Genomic DNA, 18,772 nt, shown 5'->3' on the forward strand with positions numbered 1-18,772 from the left:
GAAAGTGGACCGAACCGGGCCTAGCCGGCCATGTCGAGGGCTTGATCGATATCCACACTGACAAGCCGGGAGACGCCGGGTTCAGCCATCGTCACGCCGTGCAGCTGCTCGGCGAGCGACATCGTCAGCTTGTTGTGCGTGATCACGATGAATTGGACCTGTGTCGACATCCGGCGCACGAGCTCGCAGAAGCGCGACACGTTGGCATCGTCGAGCGGCGCGTCGATCTCGTCAAGCATACAGAACGGCGCCGGATTGAGCTCGAACAACGCGAACAGCAGCGCCACGGCCGTGAGCGCCTTCTCGCCGCCGGACAGCATCTGGATGGAGGCGTTGCGCTTGCCCGGCGGCCGCGCCATGACGCGGATGCCGGTGACCAGCCAGTCGTCTTCGGTCAGCTCCAGCGCGGCCTCGCCGCCGCCGAACAGGTCGGGGAACATGGCCGCGAAGCGGCCGTTGACCTGCTCGTAGGTGGCACGGAAGCGCTGTCGCGTCTCGCGGTCGATCTTGGCGATGGCCTGCTCGAGCGTCTCCAGCGCCTCGCTCAGGTCGGCGTGCTGCTCCCCGAGATAGGCCTCGCGCTCGGCCTCGGCGTCGTATTCCTCGATCGCGGCGAGGTTGATCGCGCCGAGACCCTGGATACGGCGCTCGACCGCCTCGATCTCGCTGCTCCAGGCGTCGGCCGTGGCGTCGGCGGGCAGCTGTTCGACCAACGACGCCGGTGACTCGCCCAGCTCCTCCAGCTGTTCGACCACGCCGGCGCGCCGCACACCCGCGGTCTCGACCGCGATCTGGGCCTGCTGCAGCGCCTCGCGCGCGCTCTCCATGCCCTGGTCGGCCTGCATGGCCGTCTCGGACTGGGTCTCGAGGCGCTTCTCGCAGTCGGCCAGCCGCTCGCGGGCGCCGCGCAGCTCGCGCTCGGCGGCCTCGCGCGCCGCCACCGCCCGTTCATGGGCGTCGCTGTCGTCGGCCTCGTCGCCGTCCGGCGCGGCCTCGGCATCGAACGCCGCCAGGCGCTCGGCCACGTCCGCCCGGGCGGCGGCCGTGTCGCGCCGGCGGGCATCGAGACTCTCCACCCGCCCGGCCAGCGCCGTCTGCTGCGCCTCGACGTCGCGCAGGCGCTGCTCGGCTTCGCCGTGGCGCTTGCGGGCGGTCTCGCGGGCGGCGCGCGCTTCGCCCAGCTCGGCCTGAGCCTGACGCCGACGCGCCTGGAAATCCTCGGCCGCTTCGGCGAGCCGCTCCAGGCCCGCCTCGCGCGCGGCGGCCTCGTCCTTCGCGGTCTCGATCTGCTCGTTCAGGTCGGCGAGCTCGGTGTCGATCTCGGCGCGGCGCTCGCGGCGCTGGCGCGCGCGTTCCCGTTCGCCCTGATGCCGCGCACGCCGGGATTCCAGTTCGCTTTCGGCCGCGGCGATCGACTGATCGAGCGCCCGGCGACTGTCGCGGGCGGTCTTCAAGGCCTGCCGCTGCTCGTCCAGCGCCGCTACTCGGGCCTCGAGATCGGCCTCGGCCTGGGCCACGGTCGCCGTGAGGGTCTCGATCCTCGCTTCGCGCTCCAGCACCCCGCGTTCGGCGGCCTCGCCGGCCGGCGTGACCAGCATCCCCCGGCCCACCCGGGCACCGTCCAGGGTCACCAGCCACTGATCGGCGGCGAGTTCATCGCGCCGGGCCAGCGCCTGGCCGATGTCATCGACCACGTAGATTTGGCGAGCCAGTGACCGGATGGCGGCCGGCGCGTCGAGACCGTCGGCCAGGCAGGCCAGCCCTGCCGGCCCGGCCGCGGGCGCTTCCGGCCCGTCGGCCGGCTCGGCGTCCGCCTCGGTTTCGACGAGGGTGAGCGGCTCGGCCGGCCACTCGCCTTCGACTGTCGGCAGGCGCGCGACCGCGAAGCCCTGGAGCCAGGGGCCCAGGGCCGACTCGACCGCGGTCTGCCAGCCCTCGCGGACCTTGATCCGGCGGGCGATGCCGGGCGCTTCGGCGCGCTCGTGCGCGGCCAGCCAGTCGCGCACGCCGGCATCGTCCTCGCGCAACACGGACTGCTGGAGCTGGCGTTCGGAGGCCAGCCGCGCGCGACTCTCGCCGAGCTCGGTGCGCAGGCGCTCCACGGTCTGCTCCGACTCGGCCACACGCTGCTCGAGCGTTTCGACTTCCTCGGCGTGCCCGCGGGCGGCGCGCCGGTCGGCCTCGATCGCCGCCGAGCGCGTCTCGAGATCCTGTTCGGCGGCCGCCAGAGCTTCATCATCCTCGCCGCCGAGACCTTCGCGCTCGCCGGTGCGGGCGTCGCGCCGCTGAATGAGCTCGTCGCAGCGCTCGCGGGCATAGCGTGCGCGGGTGCGCTCGGCCTCCAGCCGCTGGGCGGGGTTGTCGTCGCTGGCGTTGTGCTCGTCCCAGACGCGCTCGGCGTCGACCGCGGCCTGTTCGGCCGCATCCAGCGCCCGGCGGGCCTCGGAGCGTTCCGCCTCGGCCTGCGCCCGCGCGCGTTCGGCCGCGTCCCGCTCGGCGGCGAGATCCTCGGCCTGCCGGTGGTCCTCGGCCTCGCGCGCATCCAGCGTCTCGAGGCGCTCGACCAGTTCCGCGCGCTCGCGTTCGCGCAGCTCGCGCATTTCGCGGGCGTGGGCCCGCCGCTGCTCGATGCGTGCGGCTTCGCTCTGGGCGTCGTAGAACGCCGCCTGAGCCTGCTGGACCGCGGTCATCGCCGCCTGCTGGTCGGCGGCCAGCGCCTCGCGGGCCTCGCGGGCCTCGCGCTGGCCGGAGATCGCGCGGCGCAGCGCGTCCTCGCATTCGCGCTGCCGGGCCTCCGCGCCCTCGACCTGTTCGCTCTGGGCGGCCCAGCGCAGTGCCAGCAGCTCCGCGCGCAGACGGCGTTCGTCGGCCTTGAGCCTCTTGTATTTCTCGGCGTTGGCCGCCTGGCGCTTGAGCACGCCCAGGCGCTGGGTCACCTCGCCGATGAGATCGTTCAGGCGCTCGAGATTCTCGCGGGTGTGGCGGATGCGGTTCTCGGTCTCGCGCCGGCGCTCCTTGTACTTGGAAATGCCGGCGGCCTCCTCCAGCACCTGCCGCATTTCCTCCGGGCGGGCCTCGATCAGGCGGTTGACCGCGCCCTGCTCGATCACGGCGTAGTTGCTGCGCCCGCCGAGACCGGTCCCCAGGAACAGATCGATGACGTCCCGGCGCCGCGACTTCGCGCCGTTGATGAAATAGCGCGAGCCGCCGTCGCGGGCCAGTTCGCGCTTGATCGAGATTTCGCTGAATGCCCCGTACTCGCCGCCGAGCGTGCCTTCGCTGTTGTCGAACTTGAGTTCGACCGAAGCGCGGCCGACCGGCTTGCGCGCGCGCGAGCCGTTGAAGATGACGTCCTCGAGCGCCTCGCCGCGCAGCTGGCGCGCGCTGGATTCCCCGGTCACCCAGCGGACTGCGTCGATGACGTTGGACTTGCCGCAGCCGTTGGGCCCGACGACGGCCGACAGGTTGGAATCCAGCACGATCGTGGTCGGATCGACGAAGGACTTGAAGCCGGCGAGACGGATCGAACTCAGACGCATGAGGGGCGCTCGATCGCGGGCCGCCCGGGGCCGCGGCGGCTGGTCGCATTGTGGCTGGCCCGGATCACATCGGCCTCCGCAGGCGGCATCGAGTCGGTGCGGCGCTTGGACGCGCGCCGAGCCGGCTAGTGTACCCTAGCGATTCACACGCGTTACAAAGCCGCCGACATCGACCATGCCGAGCCAGCCCAGCCGCGACCTGCAGACCTTCGACAATCCGACCCCGGAACGCGACTACACGATCCGCATGCGAATCCCGGAATTCACCTGCCTGTGTCCGGTCACCGGGCAGCCGGACTTCGCCACGATCCATCTCGAGTACGTGCCGGAAGCCCGGTGCGTGGAGCTGAAGTCGCTCAAGCTCTACATCTGGTCCTATCGCGACGAGGGCGCGTTTCACGAGGCCGTCACCAACCAGATCCTGGCGGATCTGGTGGCGGCGACGGACCCGCGATTCATGCGCGTTAGAGCCGAGTTCTGGATGCGCGGCGGCATCGATACGAGCGTGATCGCCGAGCACCGCGCCGACAACTGGCACCCCGGCACGCCGGTCGCTCTGCCGTAAGCGGCAGGCCGGCCGCCTGCACGGCCGGCATCAGCGCATCAGCACCAGGTTGTTGCCCTGCACACGCACCCGCGTTCCGGTGTCGATGGTATCGGCGGTGGCGACATCGACCCGGCGACTGCCACCGGCATCCATGGCCACTTCGACCTGGTAGTAGGTCTCCTTGCGGATGCGCTTCTCGACCTCGTTGCCGGCGAAGGCGCCGCCCAGCGTGCCGGCGATCTGCGCGATCGTCTTGCCGGAGCCGCTGCCGATCTGACTGCCCACGACGGCGCCGGCCACGCCACCGGCCACCGCGCCCACGCCGGAACCGCTCTGGGCGTTGCGGGTCACTGGCGTGATCGATTGCACCGTGCCGCAGTCACCGCATACCGGCTCCTGCTCGCGCGCCGCGGCCTCACCGGTATCGCCGGTCTCGGCCTGCGCCTGCCCGGTATCGGCGTCGGAGTCATCGCGGGCCTCGGCCTGGCGCTGTTCGGCCTCGCGCTTGTCGGCGGCCGCCGCCTCGATCTCTTCGCGGGCCTCGGCTTCGGCCTTGGCCTGCTCGGCGTCCTCGAGACGCTGTCGGGCCTCGGCCAGCTCGGCGTCGGCCTGCTCGATATCGGTGCGGGCGTCTTCGGCGCCGCTGTCGGAACAGCCCGCGAGCATGGTGAGCGCCAGCATCAGCGCGAAGCATACGGCGGGCATACGAATCGTTGTCATGACGTGCTTCCCCTTGAATCTTCTACACTGTCGCGGCCATTGACGGTGTCTCGACCGGGCCGGTCGAGTCGCCGCCCTTGCGCCATCATCAGAGTCTATTCGCGCCAACCGAACGCAGCATGAATCCGATCGCCGAATTCTCGTCGGGCCCGACGTATCTGCTCCGCGGCTTCGCGCTCCTGCGCGAACGCTCGCTGCGGCGCTACGTCGTCATCCCCATCGTCATCAACATCCTGCTGATCGCGGCCATGGTATCGCTGCTCGGCTGGGGGCTGGATCGCTGGCTGGACGCCTGGCTCGCCGGGCTGCCGGACTGGCTCGCCTGGCTGGAGGGCGTGCTCTGGTGGGTCGGTATCGTGCTGTCGACGCTCGCCTTCTGCTACGTGTTCACACTGCTCGCCAATCTCATCGCGAGCCCCTTCAACGGCCTGCTCTCCGGGCGCGTCGAGGAGCTCGTGACCGGCCGGGCCCCGGATTCGGGCATGAGTCTCACGCGCGAGATGGCCGACGGCGTGTTCGGCGAACTGCGGCGGTTGCGCTGGTACGCCGGCAAGGCATTGTCGCTGGGACTGGTCAGCCTGGTGCTGCTGTTCCTGCCGCTGGTCAATCTGGCGATCGCACCGCTGTGGTTCGCCTTCGGCGCCTTCATGCTCGCCTTCGAATATCTAGACCAGCCGATGGGCAATCGCGGCATGGCCTTCGACGCCAAGATCGCGCGTCTGCGGGCCCACCGCTGGCGTCACCTCGGTTTCGGCAGTCTGGTGACGCTGGCCACGGCCGTGCCCCTGGCCAATCTCGTCGTGATGCCGGCCGCCGTGGTGGGGGCGACGCTGCTCTATCTGGAGACCGATACGAGCGAAGATGCGGTCAACCGCGCCGCGACGAGCGCTCCTGCCAGGCGTCGCTGACCGCGCGCACGAGTGCCAGCGTGACATGATCGAAATCGTAGTCGGTCGCCGTCCGCAGTCGCTCCGCGGGGCGGCCCGGCTCACCCAGCGAGTCCAGCACGAGCACGGCATCGTCGAAACGCTGGCGCCGCGTATCGTCGTTGACGGTCACGATCGACGCCACCCCGGCGCCCGTGGCTGCGGTCACGCCGACCGCGGAATCCTCAACAGTGACGCAGCGCTCGGGGGCGCAATTTAGCCGGCGGCAGGCCTCGCGATAGAGATCGGGCGCGGGTTTCTTGTGCTCGACCTCGTCGCCGCAGACACAGAGCGCGATGTGGCGCACGAGAGCCGGGCCCAGTGCATGGGCCAGAAACGGCTCCAGGGTCGGCCGGCTGGCGTTGGTGACGATGGCCACCGGCACGCCGGCATCGCCCGCCTCCGCGATCAGGCGGGCCACGCCGGGCCGCAGCGGGATCTCGCCCCGCTCGAGGCGACTGCGGAAATGATGCGTCTTGCGCTGATGCAGTTCACGCACCCAGCCAGCCGCGTCGTCGTCGATCGCCGCGTCGTGATGGCCGAGCGACGGATCGAACTGCTCGATGTAGTGATGGATACGCTCACGCCCGCCGGAGACGCGCAGCAACCGGCGATAGAGTTCCGGCGTCCACCGCCAATCGAGACCGAAGTCCTCGAAAGCGCGATTGTAGGCGGGCAGATGGCCCTGGGGTTCGGTGTCGGCAAGCGTGCCGTCCACATCGAAGAGGAGCGCACCGAGGCTCATGTTGGCGTTGCGGACTCGTGGGTGGGGTCGGAAGCGGCGCAGTGTGCCAGAGCCCGATGCCGGCTGCACGGCCGCAACGAACGATTGCGCAGGCGCTGTTTTTTTGCTAAACGTACGCGCTGTTTTACGACTCGAGCGCATCATGGCGGTTAAAAGCAGCACCTCCAAACTCGACGCACCTCAAGAGTTTACGCCCTACACCCCGAAAGAGGGTGAGGAGTACATGAATGAGGCGCAGCGCGAACACTTCCGCAACATCCTCGTGAACTGGAAGCGCGAGCTGATGGAGGAAGTCGACCGCACGATGCATCACATGAAGGACGAGGCCGCGAACTTTCCCGACCCGACGGATCGCGCCAGTCAGGAGTCGGAATTCAGCTTGGAGCTGCGCACGCGCGATCGCGAGCGCAAGCTGATCCGCAAGATCGACCAGGGCATCGCCCGCGTCGACCGTGACGAATACGGTTTCTGCGATACCTGCGGCACGGAGATCGGCATACGCCGCCTCGAGGCCCGCCCCACGGCCACCCTCTGCGTCGACTGCAAGAGCCTGGACGAGATCCGCGAGCGCCAGCTCGGACGCTGACCGCGGGGCAACCGCACGCCGACAATGCCCGCCACCGCGCGGGCATTTTTAATGTACTGCGCAGCGATCTGGGTTCGCCACGCCGAATCTGGCACAATCATCATGTCGCAACGCAGCATGACTGCGTCCTTCAGCCGGGGCACCGAGGATGACCGAAAACACACGCATCATTAAGAAATATCCGAACCGGCGGCTCTACGATACCGAGGTGAGTCGTTACATCACGCTGGAGAACATTCGTCAGCTCGTGATTCGCGGCGAGGATTTTCAGGTGATCGACAAGCGCAGCGGCGAGAACATCACGCGCACTATCCTGCTGCAGGTCATCAGCGAGCAGGAGGAAGGCGGCGACCCCATCTTCCGGACCGAGGTCCTGCGCAACATCATCCGTTTCTACGGCGATTCGATGCAGAGCACCTTCAGCTCCTATCTCGAGCTCTCGCTGGAGTTCTTCAGTGAACAGCAGCATCAGTTCAAGGAACGCATGCGGCGCCTGCTCGGCGCCAACAATCCGCTCACGGCGCTGCGCGAACTGTCGCAATATCAGCTGCCGATCTGGCGCAGTGTCCGTCGCGAGTTTCTGTCCAACCTGACCCGCCGCGAGAAGGAAGAGGCCACACAGAAGTCGCTGTCGGAGAGTGAAAGCCGGAAGGCGTCGCCGGACAGCGACGAGCGATCCGACGATCGTTAGAAACTATCGACGCCATCAAAACGCAGTTTCGTTTTTCGGGCTCACGATGTTTGACTAAAGTCGTAGACGCAACTATACTGCAACGCAACATCGGCAGACACGCCGAACCACCGAATCTCCTCCGAAAGGCCTAACGGCCTTTCTCGCACCTTGCCCCCTTTCCTAGGGGGCTTTTTTATGGGTGTCGTAGAAATCCGACCGCCCGAGCGATCAGGCCCTCTCGCCACGCAGCCACAAAAAAGGGCCCCGAAGGGCCCTTCTTTCATCCCGCCCGAATCGTCACAGCGATCCGGTCATGCCCGTTGCAGGCATCGGGAAATCGTCATCCCGGCTCAGGCATTCTCTTCGGCCGCCAGCTCCTTCATGGACAGGCGCACGCGCCCCTGGCGATCGACCTCGAGCACCTTGACCCGCACCGTCTGGCCTTCCTCCAGCTCGTCGCTGACCTTCTCCACACGGTGATCGGCGATCTGGGAGATGTGCACCAGCCCGTCGCGCCCCGGAACCAGGTTGACGAAGGCGCCGAAGTCGACGATGCGCACGACCTTGCCCTCATAGACCTGGCCGGCCTCGATGTCGCGGGTGATGTCCTCGACCCGCTTGATGGCCATGTCCGCAGCGGTCTTGTCCACAGCGGCGATATGGATCGTGCCGTCGTCCTCGATGTCGATGCTCGCGCCCGTCTCTTCAGTGATCGAGCGGATCGTGGCGCCGCCCTTGCCGATGACGTCGCGGATCTTCTCGGAGTCGATCTTGATGGTGAAGATGCGCGGCGCCCACTCGGAGACTTCCTGGCGCGGCTGCTCGATCGCCTCGCCCATGACACCGAGGATGTGCAGCCGACCCTCGCGCGCCTGCTCGAGCGCGGCCTCCATGATCTCGCGGGTGATGCCGCCGATCTTGATGTCCATCTGCAGCGCGGTGACGCCGTCGGTGGAGCCGGCGACCTTGAAGTCCATGTCGCCGAGATGATCCTCGTCGCCGAGGATATCGGTGAGCACGGCGAACTTGTCGCCCTCCTTGATCAGGCCCATGGCCACGCCGGCCACCGGCGCCTTGATCGGCACGCCGGCGTCCATCAGTGCGAGGCTGGTGCCGCAGACCGAGGCCATCGACGAAGAGCCGTTCGACTCGGTGACCTCGGAGACCACCCGCATGACGTAGGGGAACTCTTTCTCCAGATCCGGCAGTACGCCCACGATCGCGCGCTTGGCCAGCTTGCCGTGGCCGATCTCGCGGCGCTTGGGGCTGCCCATGAAGCCGGTCTCGCCCACGCAGTACGGCGGGAAGTTGTAATGCAGCATGAAGGGCTCTTCATGCTTGCCCTCGACTGCGTCGATGATCTGGGCGTCGCGGCCGGTGCCCAGCGTCGACACCACCAGCGCCTGGGTCTCGCCGCGCGTGAACAGCGCGGAACCGTGCGTACGCGGCAGCACGCCGGTGCGGATGTCCAGCGGCCGTACCGTGCGCGTGTCGCGGCCATCGATACGCGGCTGACCCTCGAGGATGCGCGAGCGCACCGTCTTCTTCTCGAGCGCGCCGAGAGCGTCCTTGACGTCGTCGGCCGCGTGGCCGCTGTCGCCGTCCGCGGCAGCCAGTTCCTCGACCACGCGCTTCTTGATCTCCGACAGCCGCGCCTGGCGCTCCTGCTTGTCGGCGATCTGATAGGCCTCGGTGACATCGTCCCCGGCGACCCGGGCCACGGCCTCGGCCAGCGACTCGTCGGCGGCCGGCGGCTGCCAGTCCCAGGCCGGCTTGCCGGCTTCGGCCACCAGCGCATCGATCGCCTGCACGGCGACCTGGAGCTGTTCGTGACCGAACAGCACCGCGCCCAGCATCACCTCTTCGGAGAGCTGCTTGGCCTCGGACTCGACCATGAGCACGGCCTCGTTCGTGCCGGCCACGACCAGGTTCAGGTCGCTGGCCTTGATCTGCGTCGCACTCGGGTTGAGTATGTACTCGCCGTCGGCATAACCCACGCGGCAGCCGCCGATCGGGCCTGCGAACGGCATGCCCGAGAGTGCCAGCGCCGCGGAGGCGCCGATCATGGCGGGAATGTCGGAATCGATTTCCGGATCCACCGACATCACAGTCGCGATGACCTGGACCTCATTGTAGAAGCCCTTGGGGAACAGCGGCCGAATGGGGCGGTCGATCAGGCGGCAGGTCAGCGTCTCCTTCTCGCGGGGGGCGCCCTCGCGCTTGAAGAAGCCGCCCGGGATCTTGCCACCGGCGTAGGTGCGTTCCTGATAGTTGACGGTCAGCGGGAAGAAGGCCGCGTCGGGCTTGGCTTCCTTGCGACCGACCGCGGTCACCAGCACCACCGTGTCGCCCATGCTGACCATGACGGCGCCGTCAGCCTGACGCGCGATTTCACCCGTCTCGAGGGTGACGGTCTGCTCGCCGAACTTGAAGGTCTGTTTGCTGGTTATGTTTGCGTTGCTCACGAATTCATCCTGTCCTGCGTTCAAAAACAAAAAGCGCCCGTCCCGGCATCACCGGGGGGCGCTTTTGCGATAGGCCGGCACGTCGCGCGGATCGATCAGCGGCGAAGACCCAGTTCGCTGATAATCGCCTTGTAGCGCGAGGCGTCTTGGCCCTTGAGATAGTCGAGCAGCTTGCGGCGCTGGTTGACCATCTTCAGCAGACCGCGGCGCGAGTGATGATCGGCCTTGTGAACGTTGAAGTGATCGCCGAGCTGGCTGATGCGGGTCGTGAGCAGCGCCACCTGCACCTCCGGCGAACCGGTATCGCTGCTGTCGCGGCCGTGTTTGTTGATGACGTCCGCCTTTTCCTGGGTCGAAAGCGACATGTTGACTCCTGGTGAATAGACATGTGCCGCGACACCCGACTCGATCGAGCAAGCCGGCTTTTTCCAAATCGCGAATCGGGGAACGGTGGCCATTCGGCCCGTTTCCCCTGCGGCGCGTTTTGGAAAAAGCCCCTGCGCTCGACGCAATGCCGGGCGGCCGCAGCCTTGGCAAGGCGCGTATTCTAGCGGCTCACGGGTGGCGAGCACAACAACAATCGTGTCTTCAACGCTGCGGTCGCGCGAACAACCGCTTCGGTGCGATCTCACCGGCGTCCGTGACGACGCCGAAGCCGTACAGATCGCCGTTTTCGCCGACCAGACACACCAGCGATTCGCCCGCGGGGACATGGCCCGGACCGAGGACACGGCGCCCCTGTCCGATCGCGGTCGCCTGCGCGCCGTCCAGCGTCAATCGCGGCCAGTCTTCCAGCACCGTCGACACCGGTTGAAGAAAGTGGTCCAGCGACCGAACGTCGCCGGCCTGCGCCTCGATGTCGTCGAGCGTGACCATCGCGTGTTCACTGCCAAGCCGGCCCACGCCCAGACGACGCAGCGCGCCCACGTGGGCGCAGCCGCCCCAGGCGCGGGCGATATCCTCGACGAGCGTGCGGATGTAGGTGCCCGCGGAGACGCTGACGTCCAGCGTGAAACGTTCGGCCGAGCGCGCCACGCATTCGATGGCGTACACCTCGATGGCACGCGAATCGCGCTCGATCTCACGCCCGGCGCGGGCATGCTCGTAGAGCCGCTTGCCGTCCTTCTTGAGGGCCGAATACATCGGTGGTATCTGCTGCTGCGGGCCGAGAAAACGCGCGAGAATGGCGTCGAATTCGGCCGCTTCCGGCGTCGCCGCCTGGCTTTCTCGTGTGATGCCGCCCTCACGGTCGCCGGTGGCGGTTTCCGACCCGACTTCGGCCGTCACCCGATAACGCTTGTTCGCATGCAGCAGATAGCCGGACGCCTTGGTCGCCTCGCCGAGGCAGACCGGCAGCAGCCCCGTGGCCAGCGGATCCAGACTCCCGGTGTGGCCGGCCTTGCGGGCATCGAAGGCGCGACGCACGCGTTGGAGCGCAGCGTTGGAACTGCAGCCCAGCGGCTTGTCGAGCAGGACGACGCCGTCGACGTCGCGCCCGCGTCTACGCCGAGCCATCGCGCGGAGGTGCGTCCTCGTCCACGTCGTGCCGGGTGTCCTCGGCCACGGCGTCGTCGATGATGCGCGTGAGCCGCTGCGCCTCGCGCTCGGTGGCATCCTCGTAAAAACGCAGATCGGGCATCGTCCGGAGCCGCAGGCGCTTGCCCAGTTCCCGTTTGAGAAACCCCCGCGCAGCCCGCAGCCCGGCGAGCACCTCCGAGGCGGGCTCGCTGCTGGCAGTGACGTCGAAGGCGCCGACAAAGACCTTGGCGTGCTTGAGATCGGGCGAGAGATCGACGTCCGTGATCGTAGCCAGGCGGACCCGCGGATCCTTGACCTGAGTGGTGATCAGGACGCCGAGCTCACGCTTGATCTCCTCGGCTACACGATGCTTGCGTGCGAATTCGCGGGGCATGGCGTTCGCGCGCGCCTAGGCCGTTTCCGCGGTGTCGACGGTCCGCTGGACCTCTGTGCGCTCGTAGACCTCGATCTGGTCGCCCGGCTTGATGTCGTTGTAGTTCTTGACACCGATGCCGCACTCCGTACCCGCGGGCACGCGATTGACGTCGTCCTTGTGCCGGCGCAGCGATTCCAGTTCGCCCTCGTAGACGACCACGTTGTCGCGCAGCACGCGGATCGGCTGACCACGCACGACGTTGCCGTCGGCCACGAGACAGCCGGCGATCGCGCCCAGCTTGGAGGAGCGGAACACGTCGCGCACCTCGGCGAGACCGATGATCTCCTCGCGCAGTTCCGTGCCGAGCAGCCCGCTGACGGCGTCCGTCACATCCTGAATCGCCTCGTAGATGACGCTGTAATAGCGCACATCGACACCCGACTCCTGGATCGTCTTCCGGGCCTTGGCGTCCGCACGCACGTTGAAGCCGAGAATGATCGCCTGCGAGGCCATCGCCAGTTCGACGTCCGACTCGCTGATGCCGCCGACGCCGCTGGAGATGATGCGGATCTTGACCTCTTCCGAGGGGATCTTGCCCAGCGACTCGACCAATGCCTCGACGCTGCCCTGCACGTCGCCCTTGACGAGCAGGTTGAGGTCCTTGCTCTCGGCCGGGCCGTTCTCGCCGATCGCGGAGAACACTTCCTCCAGGCGCGCGGCCTGCTGCTGCGCGAGCTTGTTCTCGCGCTGGTGCTCCTCGCGCTGTTCCGCGATCTCGCGCGCGCGCTTCTCGTTGGCCACGACGAAGGCGTCGTCACCCGCCTCCGGCGTACCCGAAAGCCCGAGCACCTCGACGGGAATCGACGGGCCGGCGGATTTCACCTGCTCGCCGAGCTCGTTGAACATGGCCCGGACGCGGCCGAAATGCGGCCCCGCCAGGATGCTGTCGCCGCGCTTGAGCGTGCCGGCCTTGACCAGGATCGTGGCCACCGGACCGCGCCCCTTCTCCAGGCTCGATTCGATGACCGTGCCGCGCGCGGGCACGTCGACCGGAGCCGAGAACTCGCTGACCTCGGCCTGCAGCAGCACCGCATCCAGCAGATTGTCGATCCCCTCGCCCGTCTGGGAGGACACCGGCACGACCTGGACGTCACCGCCCCAATCCTCGGGAATGATGTTCTCGGCCGACAGGCCCGCCTTGACCTTCTCGATGTCGGCGCTGGGAATATCCATCTTGGTCACGGCCACCACGATCGGCACGCCGGCGGCCCGCGCGTGCTGGATCGATTCCTTGGTCTGCGGCATGACGCCGTCGTCGGCGGCCACGATCAGGATCGCGATATCCGTGATCTCGGCGCCGCGGGCCCGCATGCGGGTGAACGCGGCGTGACCCGGCGTATCGATGAACGTGATCGCGCCCTTGTCGTGGGTGACGTGATAGGCGCCGATATGCTGGGTGATACCCCCGGCCTCGCCGGCCTGCACCTTGGTGCGGCGAATGTAGTCCAGCAGCGAGGTCTTGCCGTGGTCGACGTGGCCCATGATCGTGACCACCGGCGCCCGCGGCACGCCCTCGACCTGCTCCTCTTCGTTGCGGACTTCCTCGACCAGCGCCTCCTCGGCGCTGGCGGTCTTCACCAGCTTCGGGTTGTGGCCCATCTCCTCGACCAGGATCGTCGCCGTTTCCTGGTCGACGGTCTGGTTGATGGTCGCCATGACGCCGAGTTTCATCATCCGCTTGAGCAGGTCGCCGCCCTTGACCGCCATGCGCTGGGCGAGATCGGCGACCGTGATCGTCTCGGGGATCTCGACGTCGCGCACCACCGGTGCGGTCGGACGTTCGAAACTGTGTTCCGTCGCCACGCTGACCTGACGGCCGCGACCGCCGCGCTTCTTCTTGCCCTTGCGACGGCCCTGCTTGCCTTCGGCAACGTGAAGCTCCTTGCGCCGGCCCTGCTCACGATCCTGTTCGCGCTTCTCGTCCTCCTCGGTGCGACCGTGGCTCTCGGCGGCCCGGCGGAGGTTTTCCTGCGCCCGCGAGCGCGCGTCGTCTACGTGCACGCCGCGTTTGGCGCGCTCCTTGTCCATGGCCTCGCGATCGGCCTGCTCCTGGGCCGCGCGCTGGGCGTCGATCTCCGCCTGGCGGCGGGCACGCTCTTCCGCGGCGGCCTGTTCGGCCTCCTCGCGCTTGCGCTTTTCCTCGGCCTCGAGGCGCTCGGCCTCTTCGCGGCGCGCACGCTCGGCAGCGTCGGCCTCGGCCTGCGCGGCCGCGCGGGCCTGATCCTCGGCGGTATCGTGCTCGACCTCGGGCTCGGGCGCCGGCTGCGCCTCTTCCTCGCCGGACTGCGACCGGTTCGCGTACGTCCGGCGCTTGCGCACCTCGACGCTGACCGTGCGCCCGGACGAGCCACCACGGCCGGTGTCGACCTTGAGTTCCGAGGTCGAGCGCCGGCGCAACGATACATTGCTGCGCCGCGCGCCGAGCTTGCCACCGGATTTGCCACCGTCACCGCCGCGCAGATGGCGCAGCAGCTTGAGCTTGTCTTCATCGCCGATCGAATCGTCTTCGCTCGACGCGGACACGCCGGCTTCCGCCAACCGCGACAGCAGTCGTTCCACCGGAATTCCGACTTCCGATGCCAACTGTTTGACCGTCGTTTGCGCCATACTTCTGATTACTCCGTGGGGCCCGCACCGGTTACCTGCCGCGGCGGGCGCGCCTCTGTTCGAGCCAATTACTGCGCGCCGGCCTGCTCGTCGGCAAACCAGTGCGCACGCGCGGCCATGATCAAATCGCCGGCGGCGTCCTCGTCGATGTCGATCAACTCGACAAGCTCGTCCGCGCCCAGCTCCGCCAGGTCGTCGCGCGACAGGATACCTTTTTCCGCCAGGGTGCCCGCGAGTTCTTCGTCCACGCCCTCGACCTCGAAGAGGTCGTCGGCGGGCTGCTCGTCGCCGCCCTCGACACTGGAGATCGCGCGGGAAAGCAGATAATCGCGGGCGCGGTTGCGCAGCTCCTCGATGACCTCCTCGTCGAACTCCTCGATGTCGGCGAGTTCGCTCGCCGGCACGTAGGCGAGCTCCTCGGCGGTCGTGAAGCCCTCCTGCACCAGGATGGCCGCGACCTCGTCATCCACATCCAGCTGCTCGCGGAACATGGTGGTCAGCTGCTCGATCTCGGCCTCGCTCTTGGCATCGGCATCCTCGAGCGTCATCACGTTGAGATGCCAGCCGGTGAGTTCGGAGGCCAGACGGATGTTCTGCCCGCCGCGGCCGATGGCCTTGGCCAGGACGTCCTCGGCCACGGCCAGATCCATGCTGCTCGAGTCTTCGTCGAGCACGATGGACTCGACCTCGGCCGGCGCCATCGCGTTGATCACGAACTGGGCCGGGTTCTCGTTCCACATGATGATATCGATGCGCTCGCCGGCCAGCTCGTTCGACACGCTCTGTACGCGCGAACCGCGCATGCCGACGCAGGCACCGACCGGGTCGATGCGGCGGTCCTTCGCCAGCACCGAGATCTTGGCACGCAGCCCCGGATCGCGGGCCGCTCCGCGCAGTTCGATCAAGCCCTGACCGACCTCCGGGACCTCGAGCTTGAACAGTTCGATGAGGAATTCCGGCCTCGTGCGCGAGACGAACAGCTGCGGGCCCCGCTGCTCGGGCCGCACGTCGTAGAGATAGCCGCGCACGCGGTCGCCCGGGCGCATCGGCTCGCGCGGGATCATCTGGTCGCGCGGAATGATCGCCTCGGCGTTACCGCCGAGATCGAGGATCACCGCGCCGCGCTCCATGCGCTTGACCAGACCCGTGATGAGTTCGCCGACGCGGTCTTCATAGGCCTCGACGATCTGGGCGCGCTCGGCCTCCCGTACCTTCTGCACGATGACCTGCTTGGCGGCCTGCGCCGAGATGCGGCCGAACTCGACCGACTCCATCGACTCCTCGATGAAATCGCCCGGCTGGACGTCCGGATCGTTCTCGCGCGCGGTCTCCAGCGACACCTCGCGGTCGGGGGCCTCGATGAAACGCGGCTCGCCGTCGGCGTCCTCGGCGCCGGGCTCGACCACCTCCCAGCGGCGGAAGGTTTCATAGTCGCCGGTGGCACGGTCGATGCTGACCCGCACCGCAATGTCGCCACCGTGCTTCTTGCGCGTCGCCGACGCGAGCGCGGCCTCGATCGCCTCGAAGATGATGTCCTTGCCGACACCCTTTTCGTTGGAAACCGCTTCGGCGACCAAAAGGACATTCTTGTTCATCACTGTCACCCGAAATCGTTCGTGTTGCGTTCGACCGGACCGTGCCTCTCGTGCCTGGCGGTTCTAGTCGTCAAATACCGGCTCCAGTCGGGCCTTCGCCATGTCCGCTATCGGAAGACTGTATGTCTGGTCATCACAGCCCAGATCAACCGTATCGCCTTCCACCGCCAGTATGACGCCGCGGAACTTCCGCTGTCCGGCCACCGGCGCGAACATGTTGACGCGCGCCCGTTCGCCGATGAAGCGACGGAAGTGCGCCTTGTTGGCGAGCGGCCGATCGAGCCCCGGCGAGGACACTTCGAGCTGGTAGTTCGAGTTGCCGGCGTCCTCGACGTCGAGCACCGCGCTGACCTCGTGACTGACCGTCTCGCAGTCCTCGAGCGCGATACCCGCCGGTGAGTCGATGTACAGACGGAGGACACCGCTTTTCGCCGCACCGGTCGATTCTAGGTGCCAGAGCTCGTACCCCAGGTCGTTCACGACCGGCTCGAGCAGCTGCTGTAACCGTTGCGACATACGTTCTGCCAACAAAAAAGCCCCGCATCGGGGGCTTTTTCTAAACCAAGATTTGGTAGCGGGGGCAGGATTCGAACCTGCGACCTTCGGGTTATGAGCCCGACGAGCTGCCAGACTGCTCCACCCCGCACCCGATGGCGCGAAACTATAATGACTTCACCGGACTATTGCAAGCCCCTTTCGGCGAGTCATCGTCATCGATCGCGGCTTGCCCCAGAGGGCCAACTCGCTAGCGATGACGCTCGAACGATCGCAACACGTCGCGCCGTGTCAACATGCCTGCCAGCCGATTGTCGACCATGACCGGCAGCGTCTTGTAAGGCGCGTCGTGAAATATCCGAGCTGCAGAAATAATACTATCTTCGGCGTCGACTGTCACGACCTTTTTCGACATGAAGCGTTCGACGGTGCCGGCGGCGTCCTCGTAGTAGCTCGCGTCCAGGGCGATCGCCATCGCGTCGCGCTCCGAGAGGAAACCCACGATGTTGCCGAGCCGGTCGACCACCGGCGCGCCGGACACACCCTTTTCGAGCAGGAGATGGATCGCGCGCAGCACGTCCATGTCGCGCGTGAAGGTGACAAGCACCTCGCGCATGTGATGCCGGATCAGGAGCGGCGGCGCGCCCATGTCAGCGGCCGCTCGCGGCTTCGGGCGCTTCGCAGCGCTCGCCCTTGCTGCAGGCACAGTCGCCACCGCCGACGCCGCCGCAGCTGCCCTTGATCTCGCGTCCGGTGAACATCACGCCGACCGCCATAGCGGCGACCACCAGCGCCATGACGCCGAACACGACCAGGATGAGTGTCAGAAACTGTGTCATTGCGACTCCTTGTCCTGCAGATACGGCTCGAAGGCCTGCGAGTTGGACTCAGTATACCGGGCCTCGTTCCCGCCGCTGACGAATAGCGCCGCGATATCGTGCGCGTCCGCGTAGCGCAGGCCGTTATCGGGGCCCATGACGAGCAGCGCCGTGGCCATCGCATCAGCCGTGATCGCATCCTCGGCGATCACCGTGACGGCGCGCAGATCGTGTGCCACCGGCCGCCCCGTGCGCGGGTCGATGGTGTGCGAAAAGCGGCGGCCGTCGATCTCGAAGAAGTCCCGATAATCGCCGGACGTCGTCATCCCCGCGTCGGCGAGCTCGACCACGCGCTCAACGGCCCGTACGCCGGCCTGCGGCTTCTCGACCCCGATGCGCCACGCATCGTCTTCGCTCTTGCGCCCGCGCGCGAACAGTTCGCCTCCGAGCTCCACGAGATAGCGCTTCGCGCCCAGTTCGTCCAGCCGTTCGGCCATGCGATCCACCGTGTACCCCTGAGCGAGCCCGGCGAGATCGAGCCGGGTGCCGGCGCGCTTCTTGCGCAATGCGGGCGGCTCCATGCGCACATCGACCAGGCCGATGCCGGTGTCCTCGCGCGCCGCGTCGAGCTCGTCGCGACTCGGCAATCGCTCCGGACGGTCGGCGCCGGCGCCGAAACCCCATATCTGCAGGACCGGGGCAATCGTCACGTCGAAGGCACCCTCGGTCTCGCGACCGATCCGCAGCGCGTGCCGCACCAGACCCGCGAGCTGCGGCGACACCGACACCCATTCGTTCGCGGGCCCGGCGTTGAAACGCGAAACCTCGGAATCGTCGCGCCAGGTCGACATCCGGCGATCAACGGCATCGATCACGTCCCGCATCGCCGCGCGCGCGCGGTCGGCGTCCAATTCGGCCGGCGGCTCGGTGATGGTCACACGATAGCTCGTGCCCTGGGCGGGCCCGGAGAGCACGATCGGCTCGCGATCGGCCTCGCAGCCGATGCCGAAAACGGCCGCGAGCGCGCCCACGATCACCACAAATGCGCGGAACGCGGAGTGCGGCCCCGTCGAGGGGCTGATCACGGCTCGCATCATGCGAT

The 18,772-nt window shown here is 67.5% G+C and carries 17 protein-coding genes and 1 tRNA gene; 4 read left to right on the plus strand and 14 right to left on the minus strand.

Features of this window, described 5'->3' with window-relative positions:
- Positions 1 to 20: 20 nt before the first annotated feature.
- A complete protein-coding gene (gene smc / locus SAOR_RS06350; protein WP_123630688.1) occupies positions 21 to 3,539 on the minus strand; it encodes a chromosome segregation protein SMC in 3,519 nt (1,172 codons plus the stop codon).
- A 175-nt stretch (positions 3,540 to 3,714) separates the two neighbouring features.
- On the opposite strand from smc, the gene queF reads away from it, so the two are divergent.
- Entirely contained in the window at positions 3,715 to 4,104 is a 390-nt protein-coding gene (queF, locus tag SAOR_RS06355) for a preQ(1) synthase (protein WP_123590357.1), read from the plus strand.
- A 30-nt stretch (positions 4,105 to 4,134) separates the two neighbouring features.
- Here the strand turns inward: queF and SAOR_RS06360 are convergent, their stop codons facing one another.
- Positions 4,135 to 4,806 (minus strand): glycine zipper 2TM domain-containing protein, encoded by a 672-nt coding sequence (locus SAOR_RS06360; RefSeq protein ID WP_123630689.1) that lies wholly within the window; start codon positions 4,804 to 4,806, stop codon positions 4,135 to 4,137.
- A 119-nt stretch (positions 4,807 to 4,925) separates the two neighbouring features.
- On the opposite strand from SAOR_RS06360, the gene cysZ reads away from it, so the two are divergent.
- A complete protein-coding gene (gene cysZ, locus SAOR_RS06365; RefSeq protein ID WP_123630690.1) occupies positions 4,926 to 5,714 on the plus strand; it encodes a sulfate transporter CysZ in 789 nt (262 codons plus the stop codon).
- Here cysZ and SAOR_RS06370 read toward each other — a convergent pair.
- Entirely contained in the window at positions 5,674 to 6,477 is an 804-nt protein-coding gene (locus tag SAOR_RS06370) for an HAD-IA family hydrolase (RefSeq protein WP_123630691.1), read from the minus strand. The genes cysZ and SAOR_RS06370 overlap by 41 nt on opposite strands.
- Positions 6,478 to 6,619: 142 nt before the next feature.
- On the opposite strand from SAOR_RS06370, the gene dksA reads away from it, so the two are divergent.
- Both dksA and phaR read left to right on the plus strand, forming a co-directional pair.
- A complete protein-coding gene (gene dksA, locus SAOR_RS06375; protein ID WP_123630692.1) occupies positions 6,620 to 7,063 on the plus strand; it encodes an RNA polymerase-binding protein DksA in 444 nt (147 codons plus the stop codon).
- Between the two features lie 148 nt (positions 7,064 to 7,211).
- The gene (gene phaR / locus SAOR_RS06380; RefSeq protein ID WP_123630693.1) at positions 7,212 to 7,754 is read left to right on the plus strand and encodes a polyhydroxyalkanoate synthesis repressor PhaR; all 543 of its coding nucleotides are present in this window, start codon (positions 7,212 to 7,214) and stop codon (positions 7,752 to 7,754) included.
- A gap of 332 nt (positions 7,755 to 8,086) precedes the next feature.
- Here the strand turns inward: phaR and pnp are convergent, their stop codons facing one another.
- The 11 genes from pnp to SAOR_RS06435 form a co-directional block, all read right to left on the minus strand.
- Positions 8,087 to 10,186 (minus strand): polyribonucleotide nucleotidyltransferase, encoded by a 2,100-nt coding sequence (gene pnp, locus SAOR_RS06385; protein ID WP_123630720.1) that lies wholly within the window; start codon positions 10,184 to 10,186, stop codon positions 8,087 to 8,089.
- A 110-nt stretch (positions 10,187 to 10,296) separates the two neighbouring features.
- Positions 10,297 to 10,566 carry a 30S ribosomal protein S15 gene (gene rpsO / locus SAOR_RS06390; RefSeq protein ID WP_123630694.1) on the minus strand — a complete coding sequence of 90 codons (270 nt, stop codon included), beginning with the start codon at positions 10,564 to 10,566 and terminating at the stop codon, positions 10,297 to 10,299.
- Between the two features lie 223 nt (positions 10,567 to 10,789).
- Complete coding sequence (gene truB / locus SAOR_RS06395) at positions 10,790 to 11,716, minus strand: tRNA pseudouridine(55) synthase TruB (RefSeq protein WP_123630695.1); 927 nt, start codon at positions 11,714 to 11,716, stop codon at positions 10,790 to 10,792.
- On the minus strand, positions 11,703 to 12,113 hold the full coding sequence (rbfA, locus tag SAOR_RS06400) for a 30S ribosome-binding factor RbfA (RefSeq protein WP_123630696.1): 411 nt from the start codon (positions 12,111 to 12,113) through the stop codon (positions 11,703 to 11,705). Before rbfA ends, truB begins: the two co-directional genes overlap by 14 nt.
- A gap of 15 nt (positions 12,114 to 12,128) precedes the next feature.
- Positions 12,129 to 14,762 (minus strand): translation initiation factor IF-2, encoded by a 2,634-nt coding sequence (gene infB, locus SAOR_RS06405; RefSeq protein ID WP_123630697.1) that lies wholly within the window; start codon positions 14,760 to 14,762, stop codon positions 12,129 to 12,131.
- 68 nt (positions 14,763 to 14,830) lie between these two features.
- Positions 14,831 to 16,357, minus strand: a complete 1,527-nt coding sequence (gene nusA / locus SAOR_RS06410; protein WP_123630698.1) for a transcription termination factor NusA — start codon at positions 16,355 to 16,357, stop codon at positions 14,831 to 14,833.
- A 63-nt stretch (positions 16,358 to 16,420) separates the two neighbouring features.
- The gene (rimP, locus tag SAOR_RS06415) at positions 16,421 to 16,873 is read right to left on the minus strand and encodes a ribosome maturation factor RimP (protein ID WP_123590368.1); all 453 of its coding nucleotides are present in this window, start codon (positions 16,871 to 16,873) and stop codon (positions 16,421 to 16,423) included.
- 53 nt (positions 16,874 to 16,926) lie between these two features.
- Positions 16,927 to 17,003: transfer RNA gene (locus SAOR_RS06420), tRNA-Met, on the minus strand.
- 99 nt (positions 17,004 to 17,102) lie between these two features.
- Positions 17,103 to 17,501 carry a CBS domain-containing protein gene (locus tag SAOR_RS06425; protein WP_123590369.1) on the minus strand — a complete coding sequence of 133 codons (399 nt, stop codon included), beginning with the start codon at positions 17,499 to 17,501 and terminating at the stop codon, positions 17,103 to 17,105.
- Between the two features lies 1 nt (position 17,502).
- Positions 17,503 to 17,691 carry a hypothetical protein gene (locus SAOR_RS06430; protein ID WP_221179898.1) on the minus strand — a complete coding sequence of 63 codons (189 nt, stop codon included), beginning with the start codon at positions 17,689 to 17,691 and terminating at the stop codon, positions 17,503 to 17,505.
- Positions 17,688 to 18,767, minus strand: coding sequence for an FAD:protein FMN transferase (locus tag SAOR_RS06435; RefSeq protein WP_123630699.1), 1,080 nt, complete (start codon positions 18,765 to 18,767; stop codon positions 17,688 to 17,690). Before SAOR_RS06435 ends, SAOR_RS06430 begins: the two co-directional genes overlap by 4 nt.
- Positions 18,768 to 18,772: the final 5 nt, after the last annotated feature.

Origin of the sequence: Salinisphaera orenii subsp. orenii MK-B5 (assembly GCF_003788635.1) — a bacterium.
GTDB classification, from domain to species: Bacteria; Pseudomonadota; Gammaproteobacteria; order Nevskiales; family Salinisphaeraceae; genus Salinisphaera; species Salinisphaera orenii.

Bases quoted from the DNA above. Each gene is read 5' to 3' on its own strand.
- truB (WP_123630695.1), bottom strand. From the start codon at position 11,716: ATGGCTCGGCGTAGACGCGGGCGCGACGTCGACGGCGTCGTCCTGCTC.
- smc (WP_123630688.1), bottom strand. From the start codon at position 3,539: ATGCGTCTGAGTTCGATCCGTCTCGCCGGCTTCAAGTCCTTCGTCGAT.
- rpsO (WP_123630694.1), bottom strand. From the start codon at position 10,566: ATGTCGCTTTCGACCCAGGAAAAGGCGGACGTCATCAACAAACACGGC.
- dksA (WP_123630692.1), top strand. From the start codon at position 6,620: ATGGCGGTTAAAAGCAGCACCTCCAAACTCGACGCACCTCAAGAGTTT.
- nusA (WP_123630698.1), bottom strand. From the start codon at position 16,357: ATGAACAAGAATGTCCTTTTGGTCGCCGAAGCGGTTTCCAACGAAAAG.
- SAOR_RS06360 (WP_123630689.1), bottom strand. From the start codon at position 4,806: ATGACAACGATTCGTATGCCCGCCGTATGCTTCGCGCTGATGCTGGCG.
- SAOR_RS06370 (WP_123630691.1), bottom strand. From the start codon at position 6,477: ATGAGCCTCGGTGCGCTCCTCTTCGATGTGGACGGCACGCTTGCCGAC.
- SAOR_RS06430 (WP_221179898.1), bottom strand. From the start codon at position 17,691: ATGACACAGTTTCTGACACTCATCCTGGTCGTGTTCGGCGTCATGGCG.
- phaR (WP_123630693.1), top strand. From the start codon at position 7,212: ATGACCGAAAACACACGCATCATTAAGAAATATCCGAACCGGCGGCTC.
- infB (WP_123630697.1), bottom strand. From the start codon at position 14,762: ATGGCGCAAACGACGGTCAAACAGTTGGCATCGGAAGTCGGAATTCCG.
- rbfA (WP_123630696.1), bottom strand. From the start codon at position 12,113: ATGCCCCGCGAATTCGCACGCAAGCATCGTGTAGCCGAGGAGATCAAG.
- SAOR_RS06425 (WP_123590369.1), bottom strand. From the start codon at position 17,501: ATGGGCGCGCCGCCGCTCCTGATCCGGCATCACATGCGCGAGGTGCTT.
- rimP (WP_123590368.1), bottom strand. From the start codon at position 16,873: ATGTCGCAACGGTTACAGCAGCTGCTCGAGCCGGTCGTGAACGACCTG.
- SAOR_RS06435 (WP_123630699.1), bottom strand. From the start codon at position 18,767: ATGATGCGAGCCGTGATCAGCCCCTCGACGGGGCCGCACTCCGCGTTC.
- queF (WP_123590357.1), top strand. From the start codon at position 3,715: ATGCCGAGCCAGCCCAGCCGCGACCTGCAGACCTTCGACAATCCGACC.
- cysZ (WP_123630690.1), top strand. From the start codon at position 4,926: ATGAATCCGATCGCCGAATTCTCGTCGGGCCCGACGTATCTGCTCCGC.